We start from the raw sequence: 16,132 nt of genomic DNA, 5'->3' as shown, positions 1-16,132 counted from the left end.
ACACGCGGCCAGCGACGATTTCTGCCAACCGGTGTAAGCAGGACTAACAACATGTACAAGCGATACCCGTCGGTGCAGTCCATGAGCGCGTTCATCCACGCAGCGCGCAGTGGCAGTTTCTCCAGCGCGGCGCGCAAGCTCGACTTGACGCACAGCGCGATCAGCCAGCAAATCCGCGCGCTCGAAGAATTCATCGGCCAGCCGCTTTTCGTGCGTGAAGGCGGCGGCAGCAACCTGACCGATGCCGGGCAGTTGTTTGCCAGCGTGCTGGCGGACGGTCTGGCGCAAATCGATCGAGCGCTGTCCTCGGTGAAAAACCGCAGCGTGGCGCAGCGCCTGACATTGGACGTCGACAGCGAACTGGCACAGAGCTGGCTCAATCCGCGCCTGCCGGAATTGCTCGACGGACTCCCGGATTACGAGGTGACGCTGCTGTCGATGCCGCGCAGTGATCGCGGCAGCTTCGAGCGGGTCGATCTGGCGTTGCGTTACGGCTATGGCGATTGGGATGACTGCGAGATGACGCAGATCTGCGGCGATCGGGTGTTGGCCGTGGCTTCGCCGGCGCTGCTTGAGCGCTATGGTCTGCAGTTACCGCTGAGCCCGGAGCAGATTCTGCAGTTGCCGCTGTTGGGGTATACGCGAAGGTCGTGGATTCCGTGGCTGGATGCGGCCGGGATGCCGCCGGTAGAGCCAGCGGCGCGGGTGATTTTCGATAATGCGGCGAACCTGACTGCGGCTGCCGAAGCCGGGGTGGGCGCCGGACTGGTACGCGGCTTACTCGCCGCCGATGCGTTGCGCAGTGGGCGGCTGGTGGCGTTGAACGAGGCGCAGATTGCTGCGCATTACAACCTCTACGCGGTATGGCCGCATGGGCAGGCCGAGCGCGTGGCGCCGGTGGTTGAGGTGATCAGGCAGTTGGCTGCGCGTACACAGTCCTGACGCCTTCGCGAGCAAGCCCGCTCCCACATTTCGAGCGCATTCCTCCGCTGAAATGCATTCCCCCTGTGGGAGCGGGCCTGCTCGCGAAGAGGCCCCTTCAGTCACATCACTGTTGAATGACACTCCGCCATCGCGAGCAGGCTCACTCCTACAATTGGAATGTGCCCCCCTGTAGGAGTGAGCCTGCTCGCGATAGCGCCGGTACAGTTTCCACAGAAGTAAAAACCAAAACCATATCGCCCAAGTATCACCAGCGCGCCCAATTAATATTGTACGAACCCCTCCGCCCTTTCCAATACTCGCCCTCAGCAACCACCCACCCGGGCCGGATGCGAACAGGCGAGGGAATGCGCGAGTGCTGCGCATAGAAATGGCCGATAGCCCGGGGCGTGGATGCCGAGAGCCGCAAGGCTCCCTTCCCCGCTATCAGGAGATCGACTTCAATGATCATCGATATCAGCTGCTATCCCACGGATCTCGTGGACCTCGCCTGGAGGCATGACGGTGACCCGTTCACCGGCGAGCGTTTGCTGGAGATGATGGATGGCCCGTACATGGTCAACGGCAAACCTCGCCGGATCGACAAAGCCTTCATCCAGCCGCCGCAGGGCAACACCATCTACACCTGGACCGACGGCGAACTCTCGGGCCGTGAATCCATCGACGCCTACATGGCCTACACCCTGAAAATGGTGCAGACCTACCCGGATCGTTTCATCGGCTGCTTCGTCTACAACCCGCGCTGCGGCGTGGAAAACGGCGTCGAAGCGATCGAGCGCTACGTCAAGCAACACGGCTTCAAGATGGTGCAGATGCAAGCCAACATGCACGCCTACCGGCCTGATCGTGCACTGGACTGGGTGCGCCCGTGCTTCGAGAAATGCGCCGAGCTGGGTATTCCGGTCAAGCTGCACACCGGTGACGGGCCGTACAGCATCCCGTCGGAATGGGTGCCGATGATCAAGGAATTCCCCAACGTGAATTTCATCATGGCCCACTTCGGCGTGCAGACCGGCGGGGTCTACGTGTTCGAACCGATGCAATGGGCGATGGAACTGCCCAACGTCTATTGCGAATCCGGCTGGTGCCTGCAATCGCGGATCGTCGAGTTCGCCAAGGTCCTGCCAACGCACAAGATTCTCTTCGGCACCGACACTCCGCCGAACGAACCGGGCATGTGGCTGCGCCTGCTCGAAGTGTTGTGCCACGAGCCGCCGCAGGGCCTGAACCTCGACGAAGACACCCTCGAGGAGTACCTGGGCAACAACACCGCGCGGATGATCGGCCTCGAGCCAACCGCACCGCCGCGTTCCGTTTCCGAAGCAGAGGCGCAACTCAAGCGCCCCGTCACCACGCAACTGGCCAGGAGCTGAACCGATGATCATCGACACCCATCTGCACCCCACCAACCTGGTCGACGAGGCCTGGCGCCACACCGGCGAACCGTTCACCGGCGAGCGCATGCTCAAGCTGATGGACGGCCCGTACATGATCAACGGCAAACCGCGCCGCATCGACATGGGCTTCATCCAGCCGCCACCGGGCAACACCGGCTATCGCGACGGCAACCGCCGGGGCCGCGAGGGCGTGCGTGACTACATGTCGTACGTCGCCGAACTGTGCGTGAAGTACCCGGATCGCTTCATCGGCAACTTCAACTTCAACCCACGCTGGGGACCGGAAAACGGTGCGGCGGAGCTGGAATTCCACATCAAGGAATACGGTTTCAAGATGCTCAAGCTGCACGCCAACATGCACGGCTATCGCCCGGACCGGGCGCTGGACTGGTTGCGTCCGGCGATGAAAGTCTGCGCCAAGTACAACATCGTGGTGCTGATCCATACGGGCGATGGCCCGTACACCATTCCGACGATGTTCTACCCGATCATCCGCGAGTTCCCGATGGTCAATTTCATCATCGGCCACTTCGGCATCCAGACCGGCGGCAACTACTCGTTCGAGGCGTTCTGGATGGCGATGGACACGCCGAACGTGTACTGCGAATCCGGCTGGTGCTTCCAGTCGCGGATCGTCGAATTCGCCAAGGAACTGCCGCGCAACAAGATCGTGTTCGGCACCGACTCGCCGCCGAACGAACCGGGCATGTGGCTAAGGGAGCTTGAGGTGCTGTGCTCACCGGCACCGCAAGGGCTGGGCATCGATGAAGATCATCTGGAGGACTACCTGGGCAACAACATCGCCCGGTTGTGCGGGATCGAACCGACGCCGCCGCCGAAGGATCTGGCGGAGGCCGATATTCGCCTGACTACCACGTACCTCTAGGTAGACACATTCCAATGTGGGAGCGGGCTTGCTCGCGAAAGCGGTGTGTTATTCAACAATAAATGTGGCTGATCCACCGCATTCGCGAGCAAGCCCGCTCCCACATTTGGGCAGTGTTACGACAGTTACACAGCGACTTTACAGGCACGAAGATGACCCGGCGTTCTCTCGACCGGCAGGCCAACGGCTGCTCGATCGAACGCCCTCTCACCCCTGCGTGCCTGCTTTTTACGAGGTGAAACCATGACCCGTTCGACGCTCGGCGACACGCAGGATTTTCACGTTTTCATCGACGCCTATCGCCGTGAGTACCCGGACGATGTGCTGACCATCACCCAAGCGCTTTCTGCCGATCAGGACGTCACTGCCCTGGTCGATGCCCTCGCCGCACAGGGCCGCGATCCGTTGCTGATCTGCGAAAACGTCGGCGGCCTCAAGGTGCCGGTGGCGACCAATCTGTTCGCCTCCCGCACCCGTATTGCCCGGTTGTTCGGTGTCACCCCGGCGCAATTGCACGAAACTTTCCAGAGCCGCGCCAACCAGCCCATCGCGCCGCGCTACGTGGCAACCGGCCCGGTGCTTGATGAAGTGTTCGAAGGCGAAGCCGTGGATCTGGCGCTGCTGCCGATGCTCAAGCACTTCGACAGCGACCGCGGCCCGTACATCACCAACGCGATCATCATCGCCGAGGACCCGCTGACCGGCATCGCCAACATGAGTTACCACCGCTCGATGCGCCACGCCCGCCAGTCCTTGGCAACCAGCCTGCACTCGCGCGGACACCTGTGGCGGATGCTGCAGACCGCCCGCGAACGCGGTGAAGAATTGCGCGTGGCGATGGTGGTCGGCGCGCATCCGCTGTTCATGCTCGCCGCCGCTGCTCGCTTGCCTTATGGCAGCGATGAACGCGCCGTCGCCGGCGGCTTGTTCGGCGCGCCGCTGGAATTGGTCAAGACCCCGCGTTACGGCATCGGCGTGCCAGCCTATGCCGAGTTTGTCCTCGAAGGCGCCATCGACCCGACGGCCTACGCCGAGGAAGGCCCGTTCGGCGAATTCAGCGGTTACTCCTCGGATCGCTCGACCAACAACGTGCTGCGCGTCGACACCCTGTTACGGCGCAAGGACGCCTGGCTGGTGGACGTGATGGGCGGCCGCTACGCCGAACACCTGACCCTCGCGCGGCTACCGCGCGAAGCGGAAATGAGCGAAAAACTCAAGGCGCGCTTCCCTGCCGTCACCGCCGTGCATTACCCGAATTCCGGCACGCATTTTCATTGCTATGTGGCGCTGGATCAGAGCCGCGACGGCGAAGCGCGGCAGATCATGCTCGCCCTGCTCGGCTGGGACCCGTACCTGAAAAGCGTGATCGCGGTGGACAGCGATATCGACATCACCGACGACAGCCAGGTGTTGTGGGCGCTGGCCACGCATTTCCAGCCGCATCTGGATATTTTCGTGATCGACGGCTTGCCCGGCAGCCCGCTGGATCCGTCGTCCTCGGTCAACGGCACCACTTCGCGCATGGGCCTGGACGCCACCCGTGGCTCGGGCTTCGACGGGATCAAGGCGCAGCTCGATCAGGACGTGCTCGAACGTGCCCGGCAACTGCTCAAAGGGCTGGCATCGTGAACCGCCAGCGGCTGGTGGTTGGCATCAGCGGCGCGTCCGGCTTCATCTACGGCGTGCGCCTGCTGCAATTGCTCGCCGAACTGGACATCGAAAGCCACCTGATCATCAGCCGCGCCGCGCTGCTGACCATGGCCCATGAAACCGACTACAAACTGGCCGAGGTCACCGCACTCGCCAGCCAGTACCACCGCGCCGATGACGTCGCCGCCGGGATCGCCAGTGGCTCGTTTCGCTGCCTGGGCATGGTGGTCGCGCCGTGTTCGATGCGCACGCTGGCGGAGATCGCCACCGGCACTTCGTCCGGGCTGATCGGCCGCGCCGCCGACGTCACCCTCAAGGAACGCCGCACGCTGGTGCTGATGGCCCGCGAAACGCCGCTGACCCTCGCCCACCTGCGCAACATGACCGCCGTCACCGAGATGGGCGGGATCATCGCCCCGCCGGTGCCGGCGTTCTACGCCCGGCCCGAGAGCCTGGCGCAGATGGTCGATCACAGCCTCGGCAGAGTGCTCGACCTGTTTGGCCTCGATGCCGGGGTTGCCACCCGCTGGAAAGAACACCGAGAACCCTGTGGGAGCGGGCTTGCTCGCGAATGCGGTGGGTCATTCAACAATGATGGTGGCTGACACACCGCATTCGCGAGCAAGCCCGCTCCCACCCAGAGCAAATCCGCGTCCATCAAGGAGCTTCATATGAACACCCCCTTCAACGCCCCAACCCCCAATACCAAAATCCCTGTGACCATACTCACCGGCTTCCTCGGTGCCGGCAAAACCACCCTGCTCAACTACATCCTCAAGGAAAACCACGGGCGCAAGATTGCCGTGATCGAAAACGAGTTCGGCGAGGTCGGGATCGATGGCGATCTGGTGCTCAGCTCCGAGACCGAAGAAATCTACGAGATGGTCAACGGCTGCGTGTGCTGTACCGCCGAGGTTCGTGAGGATCTGGTGCGCATCGTCCGCGAGCTGGTGGCGCGGCCGGTGCGTCTCGATCACATCCTGATCGAGACCAGCGGTCTGGCCGATCCGTACCCGGTAGCGCAGAGCTTTTTCATCAATGACCCGATTGCCGAGGAAGTCGAACTCGACGCGATCGTGACCATGGTCGACGCCAAGCACATCGCCCAGCACCTGGAAGATCTGCAACTGGATGGCGTCGATAATCAGGCGGTGGATCAGATCGTCTGCGCCGACCGCATCGTCATCAACAAGGTCGATCTGGTCAGCAGCGACGAGGTGGAAATCCTGCGCGGCAAGATCCGTGGCTTGAACGCCACGGCGGATCTGGTGACCTCCACTCATGCACAGATCGACCTGACGAAAATCCTCGGCATCGGCGCGTTCGAGTGCACGCAGAAGCTCATGGAAATCGGCGCTGAACCTGAGCATCACGACCATGAACACCACCATGAACAAGCCGACCATGAACACGACCCCAGCGTGTCATCGGTGGGCATCGCCGTGGACGGCGCGGTCGACCTGATGGCGTTCCATCGCTGGATCAGCGAGCTGCGCTCCTCGCAGGCCGACAACCTCTATCGGATGAAAGGCGTGCTCGCCGTGGCCAACGAAGACCAGCGCTACGTGCTGCAAGGCGTGCACAGCCTGGTGGAGTTTCGCGCCTCGACCGCGTGGGGCACGGAGCCTCGCTCGAGCAAGATCGTGTTCATCGGCCGCGACCTGGACCGCGCGGCGCTGAATCAGGGCTTTGCCGCCTGCCTGGCAGGCTGAACAAGGCATCGGAGCCGGTGGATGGCGGCTTCGGGCACGAATGACTGATGCCAGATTTTTTGCACAACACAAAACCTGTGGGAGCGGGCTTGCTCGCGAAAGCGGTGGGTCATTGAACAATGATGTCAACTGACACACCGCTTTCGCGAGCAAGCCCGCTCCCACAAGGATTGCGGTGCCTCTAAGACAGCATCAGACGAATACCCCTCTGTACCGAATAACAACAGCTAGAGGTGATTCCCCATGTCGTCAGCCACTCCTTCCTCCACCGTGCACCCCGTCGACCGCGTTCTGCCGGTGCGACAGATGCTCACCCTCGGCCTGCAACACATGGCCGTCTCGTACATCGGCGCCATCGCCGTGCCGTTGATTGTCGCCAGTGCTCTGAAAATGTCCCACGCCGACACCGTGGTGTTGATCAGCACCACGCTGTTCTGCTCCGGCATCGCCACCCTTTTGCAAACCGTCGGCTTCTGGAAATTCGGCGTGCGTCTGCCGATTCTGCAAGGCGTGGCGTTCAGCAGCGTCGGCCCGGTGATTGCCATCGGCAGCAACCCCGACGTGGGGTTTGCCGGGGTTTGCGGGGCGGTGATCGGTGCCGGGATCTTCACCATGCTGATGGCGCCGTTCGTGGGCCGATTGCGGCGGTTTTTCCCGCCGGTGGTCACTGGCTGCATCGTCACGGTGATTGGTTTGCAGCTGTTCCCGATCGCCTATGAATGGGTCGGTGGCGGACGCAACGCGAGCAACTTCGGCGCCCCGGCATTTCTCGCGGTGGCGGTGGTGGTGCTGCTGACCATTCTGCTGGTCAATCGCTATGGCAGTCCGCTGCTGCGCAACATGGCGGTGCTGGTGGGCATGCTGGTCGGCGCCGGTCTGGCTTACGGTCTGGGCATGGGCAATTTCCACAGTGTCGAAGAGGCGCCGTGGCTGACCGTGCCCTATCCGTTCTACTTCGGTTTGCCGACTTTCAGCCTGATCCCCATCGCGACCATGGTGGTGGTGATGATCGTGCAGATGGTCGAGTCGATGGGGCTGTTCGTGGCCATCGGCGACATCGTCGACAAACCGGTAGAAGACAAACAGGTAATCAACGGCCTGCGCGCCAATGGCCTGGCCAGCACCATCGCCGGGATGTTCGCCGCATTCCCGTTCATCGCCTTCATGGAAAACGTCGGTCTGGTGATCCTGACCGGTGTGCGCAGCCGCTGGGTGGTCGCCGTCAGTGGCCTGCTGATGTGTTCGATTGCGCTGGTGCCCAAGGCCGGGGCGATCATCGCTTCGATGCCGACCGCGGCGTTGGGCGGCGCCGGCATTGCGATGTTCGGCGTGGTCGCGGCGGCGGGCATCCAGACCCTGGCCAAGGTCGATTACGAGCGCAATCGCTTCAACGTGCTGATCGTCGGTTTCACCATCGCCGCCGCGCTGGTACCGGTGCTCGCGCCCACCCTGTTCAAACAAATGCCCGAGTGGTCACAGCCGTTCCTGCACAGCAGCGTGGTCATCGCCTGCCTGGTGTCGGTGCTGCTCAACGCGGCGCTCAACGGCGTCAGCGTGCCAGAAACCACACCCGGCAAATCCGCCTCGCACATTCTCTGACTGGAGCCTGCCCATGACTCGACTTCAAAACATCCTGATCAAAAACCCGGTCGCAGTGATGACCGGCCTGCGCGGCCCGCGTGCCCGGGCCGGCGCAGTGGACATTCGTGTGGTCAACGGACGCATCGCCGAAATGGCCGCCGACCTCCAAGCGCAACCCGGCGAGCGAGTCATCGATGCGCGCAACGGCGTGGTCTATCCGGGCTGGATCAACACCCACCATCACCTGTTCCAGAACCTGCTCAAAGCCGTGCCCGAAGGCTTGAATCAGGATCTGCAAGGCTGGCTGGCGAGCGTGCCATATCCACGATTGAACCGCTTCACCCCGCAACTGGCGCGGATCGCCGCCCGTCTGGGCATGGTCGAGTTGCTGCTGTCTGGGGTGACGACGTGCGCCGATCACCACTACCTCTACCACGCCCACGGCAGCACCGAGACCGGGGATTTGCTGTTCGATCTGGCGGACGAATTCGGCCTGCGCTTTGTGTTGTGTCGCGGTGGCGCACTGGAGTCCGCCAGCGCCCACCCGGGCTTCTCGAAAACCGCGCTGCAACCGGAAAGCCTCGAACAAATGGTCGGCGACATCGAACGGCTGAAATCGCTGTATCACCAGGACACCCCGGACGCCCTGCGCCGGGTGGTCGTCGCACCCACCACGCCAACCTTTTCGCTGCCGCCGACCCTGCTGCGCGAACTGGCGCACACCGCGCGCGGTCTCGGTTTGCGTCTGCACACGCATTTGTCGGAAACGCAGAACTATGTGAATTTCTGCCGCGACAAGTACAACTGCCTGCCGGTGGAATTCGTCGCCGAACACGAATGGCTCGGCCCGGACGTCTGGTTTGCCCATGCCGTGCACCTGCAACCCGGCGAAATCCGCATGCTCGCCCAGACCGGCACCGGCATCTCGCACTGCCCGGTGAGTAATGCTCGCCTCGGCAGCGGCGTCGCGCCGGTGCCGCAAATGTACGAGGCCGGCGTGCCGATATCCCTCGGCGTCGACGGCGTGGCGTCCAACGAATCCGGAAGCATGGTCGGCGAAGCCAACACCGCGTGGCTGATCCACCGCGCCGAACAGGGCGCCTCAGCGACCACCGTCGAAGACGTGATCCACTGGGGCACGGCGGGCGGTGCGCAGGTATTGGGATTGGGCGCGGTCGGTACGCTGGAGGTCGGGCAAGCGGCGGATCTGGTGATCTACAGCCTTGATCACCCACGCTTCTTCGGCTTCCACGACAGTGCGGTCGCACCGGTGGTGGCGGGTGAGCCGATCAGCGTGAAATACAGCCTGGTGGGTGGCCGGATCGTGGTCGATAACGGCGTGATTCCGGGGCTGGATATCGAACGGATGCGTGCCGAGGCGTGGGAAGGTGTACAGGCGATGATGAATATCGACGATTGACCCGCAGGCGATGCAAAACCTGTAGGAGTGAGCCTGCTCGCGATAGCGGTGTGTCAGCTGACATTTGCGCTACTGACGCACCACTATCGCGAGCAGGCTCACTCCTACAGTGAACAACGGCGCATTCGCGGACTCGGGGTTTGTCGACTAAGGTTACTCCCTCATCGGATTGAGCCCCTGCCAGCTCCACCGGGCTCTTGATCAAGGAGAGACTGATGACGTCGCGTCGCAACATCGAACAGACTTATCGCACCTGGTCCAGCCCCATCCTGCTGGAGTTGAAAAAGCGCGAACACCAAATGCGGCCGGTCGAGCGTCAGGCACTGGAGAATGTTTTGGTCGAACGAAGGTTGCTGGATGTCGGCAACCCCAACGGCCCCGACCGACGCAAGGGCACAGCGGGCAAGAATGACCGACCCGGTTGATCAGCGCATCAGAGCGGCTTGAGGTTCAGCCCCAGTTTCAGCAGTTCCTTGCGCAGCATCGACGGTTTCACAACAGCCATGCCCGCCTGCCATTGCAGCGGCAACAACCGATCCAGCTTCTGCTGGCTGAGCAGCGGCTCAGCCAGCAAACAACTCTTGCCGTCACGGATGCTGATGACGTTCAGCAACCAGTCATCGCCCTGCCCGACCATCCAGCCGCCGATCTGGTTGCGATGTTTGTGAAGCAACGCATCGGCGTCCCACACCGTCATCTGTGCGAAGACCTGTGGCAGGTTGCTGTCCGGTTTGAAGCGTTTCAGATCCGCCGCCAACGCGGTCTGCAGGTCTGCTTCGATGGCGGCCTGACATTCGAGGAAATACCGCTCGGGCCAGTTTGCCGGCAGATTCGCCCGCTGCATTAATGTCTCATAAGCTTCAATATCCGCCTCAGAGGTCATCTGCCCGGTGAGGTTAAGCGTGTTATCGAGGATTGCCGTGGCCAGCAATTTCGCGCTTTGCTCGCTGATTCGCGAGAGCAGACCCGCAGCTTGCCAACGCTGAAAAACCAGCGTCGCCGCTGCACCAATCGGGCGGATGTCGGCGGCGGAACCCAGTCGCTCTGCCCAGTACGGCTCGTAACCGGGATGATGATCGATGACCTCGACCACTTGGTCGAACACCACCAGCGGGTCGAAGTGGTGATAGTCGGACACATCGACCAACACGAATTCGTCGTTTGCTTGCGGCGTGTAACGCTGAAAAGCAGCGCCCCAACTCAGAACGGTCGGCGACACGCTGCTGTTGGGCTTTGCGCTGCTGACCGCGCGGGCGGGACTGCCTTGCAGGTTGAGCAATTCTGCGTAGGCGATGCAGCAGGTGTAGGCGTCGATGTCCAGATAGGACGCGCCGGAGGTGATGATTTTCATGGGGCGCAAACGTCGCACATTTCCATGACATTGGGGTGACATAAAAAGATCGCAGCCTTCGGCAGCTCCTACAGGTTGAATGCAATCCAACTGTAGGAGCTGCCGCAGGCTGCGATCTTTTGATCTTCAGGCCGCGGCTTTACCAGCAGCCACCATCGCCGAAGCCGCGAGCATCGCCCGCAGCAACACCGCACACCCGGCCGCCAGATCAGCCGGCGCGGCATTCTCGATTTCGTTGTGGCTGATCCCGCCCTCGCACGGTACGAAGATCATTCCCGCCGGGCCGAGTTCGGCGAGGAAGATTGCGTCGTGTCCCGCGCCACTGACGATGTCCATGTGTGACAGGCCCAGGCCTTGCGCCGCACCGCGCACGGCTTCTACGCAGCCTTTTTCGAAGTACAGCGGCGGGAAGTCGGCGGTCGGGGTCAGTTCGTAGGTCAGGCCGTGCTCTTCGCAGGTGGTATCGATGACTTGCTTGACCTCGGCGATCATTGAGTCCAGCCGCTCCGGTTGCAGATGCCGGAAGTCGAGGGTCATGCGCACTTCGCCGGGGATGACGTTGCGCGAGCCGGGATAGGCTTGCAGGCAACCGACGGTGCCGCAGGCATGGGGTTGGTGGCCGAGGGCCGCGCGGTTGACCGCGCCGACGATCACCGAGGCGCCGACCAGGGCGTCCTTGCGCAGGTGCATCGGGGTTGGTCCGGCGTGGGCTTCGACGCCGCGCAGTTTCAGGTCGAACCATTTTTGCCCGAGGGCGCCGAGTACCACGCCGATGGTTTTCTGCTCGTCTTCGAGGATCGGGCCTTGCTCGATGTGAGCCTCGAAATAGGCACCCACCTTGTGCCCGCTGACTTTGCGTGGTCCGGCATAGCCGATGGCATTCAGGGCTTCGCCGACGGTGACGCCATCGGCATCGACCTTGGCCAGGGTTTCTTCGAGGGTGAATTTTTCCGCGAACACCCCGGAGCCCATCATGCACGGGGCGAAGCGCGAGCCTTCTTCGTTGGTCCAGACCACCACTTCCAGCGGTGCTTCGGTCTCCACGCCGAGGTCATTGAGGGTGCGCAGCACTTCGACGCCGGCGAGCACGCCGAAGCAGCCGTCGAACTTGCCGCCGGTGGGCTGGGTGTCGATGTGGCTGCCGGTCATCACCGGCGGCAGGTTCGGATTGCGTCCCGGGCGACGGGCGAAGATATTGCCGACTTCATCCACCGCGACGCTGCACCCGGCGTCCTTGCACCACTGCACGAACAGGTCGCGGGCCTGGCGGTCGAGGTCGGTCAGGGCCAGGCGACAGACCCCGCCCTTGACCGTGGCGCCGAGCTTGGCCAGTTCCATGAGCGAGGCCCAGAGGCGGTCGCGGTTGATGTGCTGATGGGTGGATTGCAGAACGTCTACGGCTGCGTTCATGTTGATCTCCTCAGGCAGTTCTTATGAGTGTCTTCAGGTAATTCTTTGGTGGGTTTGAGGCCGCCTTCGCGAGCAAGCCCGCTCCCACAGGTGAACGCATTCCAAAATGTGGGAGCGGGCTTGCTCGCGAAGGGGCCATCCCTCACACCGAAGATTTCACAACAGACGGGCTGCTTCGCATCGAACACAACCCGTAATAAATGACCCCACCCAGCGCCGAGCCGGTAAACCAGCCATAGCTGTAGAACCAGCTGAACGCATCGCTGCCCAACGACAGCAAGGTCAGCACCACCGGCACGCCAAACGCGGTAAAACCGGCCCAGTTCCACGCCGGATACACGTCGTCGCGATACAGCCCGGCCAGGTCCAGTTGCTGTTTCTTGATGAGGAAATAGTCCACCACCATGATCCCGGCGATCGGCCCGAGCAGGCTCGAATAGCCCAGCAGCCAGTTGGAATACACGGTTTCCAGGCTGACATCGGACACGATCAGGCCCAGCTTTTTCAGCAGCTCGTGAGCCATCAGCGCCAACCCGACGAAGCCGGTGAGCAACACCGCTTTGGTGCGATTGATCACCTTGGGCGCGATGTTCTGGAAATCATTGGTCGGCGAAACGATGTTCGCGGCGGTGTTGGTCGACAGCGTGGCGATGATGATCAGCGCCATGGCTAACGCGACCCACATCGGGCTCTGGATATGGCCGATCAGACTGACCGGATCCGACACGGTGACGCCGACCAGTTTCACCGAAGCGGCGGTCATCACCACACCGAGTGAGGCGAAAAGGAACATGGTCAGCGGCAGGCCGAAAATCTGCCCGAGGATCTGATCCTTCTGGCTTTTGGCGTAGCGGCTGAAGTCGGGAATGTTCAGCGACAGCGTGGCCCAGAAACCCACCATCGCGGTCAGCCCGGCAGCGAAGTAACTGACCACACTGGCGCCTTCCGGGCGTTTCGGTGGAATCGCCAGCAACTCGGTCATCGACACATTGGGCATGGCCCACACCAGCAAACCGATGCCGACTGCCACCAACAACGGCGCAGACAGGGTTTCCAGCCACTTGATCGACTCGGCACCGCGGATCACCACCCACAGGTTCAGCGACCAGAAAATCATGAAACCGATCACCTCCCCGGTTCCGCCGAGGGATTTCCAGCCGTCGAAAATCGAGCCGAGAAACAGGTGAATCGCCAATCCGCCAAACATCGTTTGAATCCCGAACCAGCCGCACGCCACCAGCGCGCGAATCAGACACGGCACGTTGGAGCCAAGCACGCCGAACGACGAGCGCAGCAGCACCGGGAATGGAATGCCGTACTTGGTGCCGGGAAAGGCATTGAGCGTCAACGGGATCAGCACGATGACGTTGGCCAGCAGAATCGCCATCAGCGCTTCACCAACGGTGAGGCCGAAATAGGCGGTGAGCACCCCGCCGAGGGTGTAGGTCGGCACGCACACCGACATGCCGATCCACAGCGCGGTGATGTGCCATTTGTTCCAGGTTCGTTCGCGCACCTTGGTCGGTGCCATGTCGTGGTTGTAACGGGGACTGTCGAGGACGTCGCTGCCGGCTTCGAGTTCGAACAAGCCGTCGCGCTCGGTCACTTGCGATCTGTTCTGTTGCATGGCCGCTCCACTGTTCTTCTGATTATTTTTTTTGCTCATCAGACGGCTGCACACCAAGGTGCGAACCGGACGATGGCCGGAGGAACTGACAACTTTCTTGCACCGGCCAGGGTGTCAGCGGCGGCATCAATAAACGTGCCGGATGCCCCGCTTACGCATCGGGCCGTGGTTCAAACGCATTGCAACTTTCTGATATGTCACGGTTTTAATTATTCACCGGAAGCGTCCTCGAAAACTTGTCTGCACGCTCAGGCTAAACGTCTGCCAAGTTGTTCGAACGGTCAGGACTCAATCTGGTGCACTGCACTTTTTTTCATCACCGGCGCTCAGCCGCAGCTCAACTTCAAGCAGCTGATTTCACATAGGAAATCTTGCTCATATTTCCATCCTGTCAAGTGCGTCAAAATGGTGAACAGCCTCACCATTTTGGTGATTTACGTTTTTTATCGTTATTTTTCATGCAGTTAAAACAGCAATAAGCTTATAAAAAATAATCTTGATCAATTGCAGAACTGCGACTAGCTTCTATTCCTGACATCGCTGACAGGAATACGCCGATCAGCGTTGTACATCAATAAAACATTTAGAACCGGCACAAGTCGGTCATGCCTGCGAGGAACTCGGAATGTCTCTGTTGATCCGTGGCGCCACCGTTGTTACCCATGATGAAAGTTATCGCGCCGACGTCTATTGCGCCGACGGCGTGATCAAAGCCATTGGTCAAAACCTGGATATTCCTGCCGGCGCCGAAGTGCTCGACGGCAGCGGCCAATACCTGATGCCCGGCGGCATCGATCCACACACTCACATGCAACTGCCCTTCATGGGCACCGTGGCCAGCGAAGACTTTTACAGCGGCACTGCGGCGGGTCTGGCCGGGGGCACCACGTCGATCATCGACTTCGTGATTCCCAATCCGCAGCAGTCACTGATGGAAGCGTTTCACCAGTGGCGCGGCTGGGCCGAGAAGTCTGCGTCCGACTATGGCTTCCACGTCGCGATCACCTGGTGGAGCGAACAGGTGCGTGAGGAAATGGCCGAGCTGGTCAGCCATCACGGGATCAACAGCTTCAAGCATTTCATGGCCTACAAGAACGCGATCATGGCCGCCGACGACACGCTGGTGGCGAGTTTCGAGCGCTGTCTGGAACTCGGCGCGGTGCCGACCGTGCATGCGGAAAACGGCGAGCTAGTCTATCACCTGCAACGCAAGTTGATGGCCCAGGGCATCACCGGGCCGGAGGCGCATCCATTGTCGCGGCCATCGCAGGTGGAAGGCGAAGCGGCGAGCCGGGCGATTCGCATCGCTGAAACCATCGGCACGCCGTTGTATCTGGTGCACGTCTCGACCAAGGAAGCGCTGGACGAAATCACCTATGCCCGCAGCAAGGGTCAACCGGTGTACGGCGAAGTGCTGGCCGGGCATTTGCTGCTCGACGACAGCGTCTACCAGCACCCGGACTGGCAGACCGCCGCTGGTTACGTGATGAGCCCGCCGTTCCGCCCGCGCGGGCATCAGGAAGCGCTGTGGCATGGCCTGCAAAGCGGCAATCTGCACACTACCGCCACTGACCACTGCTGCTTCTGCGCCGAGCAAAAAGCCGCCGGGCGCGACGACTTCAGCAAGATCCCCAACGGCACCGCCGGCATCGAAGACCGCATGGCGGTGCTGTGGGATGAAGGGGTCAACAGCGGACGTTTGTCGATGCAGGACTTCGTCGCCCTCACCTCCACCAACACCGCGAAAATCTTCAACCTCTACCCGCGCAAAGGCGCGATCCGCGTCGGCGCCGATGCCGACCTGGTGCTGTGGGATCCGCAAGGCACCCGCACCATCTCCGCCAAGACCCACCATCAGCAGGTGGACTTCAATATCTTCGAAGGCAAGACCGTGCGCGGCGTGCCGAGCCATACCGTCAGCCAGGGCAAAGTGGTCTGGGCCGACGGCGACCTGCGCGCCGAGCGCGGGGCCGGACGGTACATCGAACGGCCGGCGTATCCGGCGGTGTTTGATTTGCTGAGCAAGCGGGCTGAATTACACAAGCCCACAGCGGTTAAACGCTGATCAGATCCCCTGTGGCGAGGGAGCTTGCTCCCGCTGGGTGGCGAAGCCGCCCCAAAACCAGGCAATGCGCTCATCCTGATACCCAGGAGTG

General features: G+C 61.7%; 13 protein-coding genes. 10 read left to right on the top strand and 3 right to left on the bottom strand.

The window, feature by feature from the left end; all coding sequences use genetic code 11:
- Positions 1-51: 51 nt before the first annotated feature.
- From LCH64_RS25715 to LCH64_RS25675, 9 genes are all read left to right on the top strand, one after another.
- Positions 52-942: a LysR substrate-binding domain-containing protein gene (locus tag LCH64_RS25715; RefSeq protein ID WP_226501682.1), complete on the top strand. Its 891-nt coding sequence runs from the start codon at positions 52-54 to the stop codon at positions 940-942.
- A 443-nt stretch (positions 943-1,385) separates the two neighbouring features.
- A complete protein-coding gene (locus LCH64_RS25710; RefSeq protein WP_003224039.1) occupies positions 1,386-2,315 on the top strand; it encodes an amidohydrolase family protein in 930 nt (309 codons plus the stop codon).
- Between the two features lie 4 nt (positions 2,316-2,319).
- Positions 2,320-3,225, top strand: coding sequence for an amidohydrolase family protein (locus LCH64_RS25705; RefSeq protein WP_007952854.1), 906 nt, complete (start codon positions 2,320-2,322; stop codon positions 3,223-3,225).
- A gap of 243 nt (positions 3,226-3,468) precedes the next feature.
- Positions 3,469-4,854: a UbiD family decarboxylase gene (locus tag LCH64_RS25700; protein ID WP_003224035.1), complete on the top strand. Its 1,386-nt coding sequence runs from the start codon at positions 3,469-3,471 to the stop codon at positions 4,852-4,854.
- Entirely contained in the window at positions 4,851-5,480 is a 630-nt protein-coding gene (locus tag LCH64_RS25695; protein WP_139055948.1) for a UbiX family flavin prenyltransferase, read from the top strand. Before LCH64_RS25700 ends, LCH64_RS25695 begins: the two co-directional genes overlap by 4 nt.
- A 66-nt stretch (positions 5,481-5,546) precedes the next feature.
- Positions 5,547-6,587 carry a GTP-binding protein gene (locus tag LCH64_RS25690; protein WP_103519977.1) on the top strand — a complete coding sequence of 347 codons (1,041 nt, stop codon included), beginning with the start codon at positions 5,547-5,549 and terminating at the stop codon, positions 6,585-6,587.
- A gap of 243 nt (positions 6,588-6,830) precedes the next feature.
- Entirely contained in the window at positions 6,831-8,186 is a 1,356-nt protein-coding gene (locus LCH64_RS25685; protein ID WP_003224032.1) for a nucleobase:cation symporter-2 family protein, read from the top strand.
- 13 nt (positions 8,187-8,199) lie between these two features.
- On the top strand, positions 8,200-9,588 hold the full coding sequence (locus LCH64_RS25680; protein WP_226501681.1) for an amidohydrolase family protein: 1,389 nt from the start codon (positions 8,200-8,202) through the stop codon (positions 9,586-9,588).
- A 215-nt stretch (positions 9,589-9,803) separates the two neighbouring features.
- The gene (locus LCH64_RS25675; RefSeq protein ID WP_226501680.1) at positions 9,804-10,013 is read left to right on the top strand and encodes a hypothetical protein; all 210 of its coding nucleotides are present in this window, start codon (positions 9,804-9,806) and stop codon (positions 10,011-10,013) included.
- Between the two features lie 8 nt (positions 10,014-10,021).
- Here the strand turns inward: LCH64_RS25675 and LCH64_RS25670 are convergent, their stop codons facing one another.
- The 3 genes from LCH64_RS25670 to LCH64_RS25660 all read right to left on the bottom strand — a co-directional run bounded on the left by LCH64_RS25670 (position 10,022) and on the right by LCH64_RS25660 (position 13,976).
- Positions 10,022-10,939, bottom strand: coding sequence for a DHH family phosphoesterase (locus tag LCH64_RS25670; protein ID WP_226501679.1), 918 nt, complete (start codon positions 10,937-10,939; stop codon positions 10,022-10,024).
- A gap of 126 nt (positions 10,940-11,065) precedes the next feature.
- Positions 11,066-12,349 carry a Zn-dependent hydrolase gene (locus LCH64_RS25665; protein ID WP_226501678.1) on the bottom strand — a complete coding sequence of 428 codons (1,284 nt, stop codon included), beginning with the start codon at positions 12,347-12,349 and terminating at the stop codon, positions 11,066-11,068.
- Between the two features lie 142 nt (positions 12,350-12,491).
- Complete coding sequence (locus LCH64_RS25660; protein WP_226501677.1) at positions 12,492-13,976, bottom strand: NCS1 family nucleobase:cation symporter-1; 1,485 nt, start codon at positions 13,974-13,976, stop codon at positions 12,492-12,494.
- Between the two features lie 625 nt (positions 13,977-14,601).
- Here LCH64_RS25660 and hydA point away from each other — a divergent pair.
- The gene (gene hydA / locus LCH64_RS25655) at positions 14,602-16,041 is read left to right on the top strand and encodes a dihydropyrimidinase (protein ID WP_226501676.1); all 1,440 of its coding nucleotides are present in this window, start codon (positions 14,602-14,604) and stop codon (positions 16,039-16,041) included.
- The last annotated feature ends 91 nt before the right edge of the window (positions 16,042-16,132 follow it).

This window comes from Pseudomonas sp. MWU16-30322, from assembly GCF_020515535.1.
GTDB lineage: Bacteria > Pseudomonadota > Gammaproteobacteria > Pseudomonadales > Pseudomonadaceae > Aquipseudomonas > Aquipseudomonas fluorescens_H.
This window is presented reverse-complemented; position numbering and strand designations above follow the sequence as displayed.

What these genes read in the sequence shown, in the direction of transcription:
- LCH64_RS25715 (WP_226501682.1), top strand. Translation starts at nt 52, where the DNA reads ATGTACAAGCGATACCCGTCGGTGCAGTCCATGAGCGCGTTCATCCAC.
- LCH64_RS25710 (WP_003224039.1), top strand. Translation starts at nt 1,386, where the DNA reads ATGATCATCGATATCAGCTGCTATCCCACGGATCTCGTGGACCTCGCC.
- LCH64_RS25705 (WP_007952854.1), top strand. Translation starts at nt 2,320, where the DNA reads ATGATCATCGACACCCATCTGCACCCCACCAACCTGGTCGACGAGGCC.
- LCH64_RS25700 (WP_003224035.1), top strand. Translation starts at nt 3,469, where the DNA reads ATGACCCGTTCGACGCTCGGCGACACGCAGGATTTTCACGTTTTCATC.
- LCH64_RS25690 (WP_103519977.1), top strand. Translation starts at nt 5,547, where the DNA reads ATGAACACCCCCTTCAACGCCCCAACCCCCAATACCAAAATCCCTGTG.
- LCH64_RS25685 (WP_003224032.1), top strand. Translation starts at nt 6,831, where the DNA reads ATGTCGTCAGCCACTCCTTCCTCCACCGTGCACCCCGTCGACCGCGTT.
- LCH64_RS25680 (WP_226501681.1), top strand. Translation starts at nt 8,200, where the DNA reads ATGACTCGACTTCAAAACATCCTGATCAAAAACCCGGTCGCAGTGATG.
- LCH64_RS25675 (WP_226501680.1), top strand. Translation starts at nt 9,804, where the DNA reads ATGACGTCGCGTCGCAACATCGAACAGACTTATCGCACCTGGTCCAGC.
- LCH64_RS25670 (WP_226501679.1), bottom strand. Translation starts at nt 10,939, where the DNA reads ATGAAAATCATCACCTCCGGCGCGTCCTATCTGGACATCGACGCCTAC.
- LCH64_RS25665 (WP_226501678.1), bottom strand. Translation starts at nt 12,349, where the DNA reads ATGAACGCAGCCGTAGACGTTCTGCAATCCACCCATCAGCACATCAAC.
- LCH64_RS25660 (WP_226501677.1), bottom strand. Translation starts at nt 13,976, where the DNA reads ATGCAACAGAACAGATCGCAAGTGACCGAGCGCGACGGCTTGTTCGAA.
- hydA (WP_226501676.1), top strand. Translation starts at nt 14,602, where the DNA reads ATGTCTCTGTTGATCCGTGGCGCCACCGTTGTTACCCATGATGAAAGT.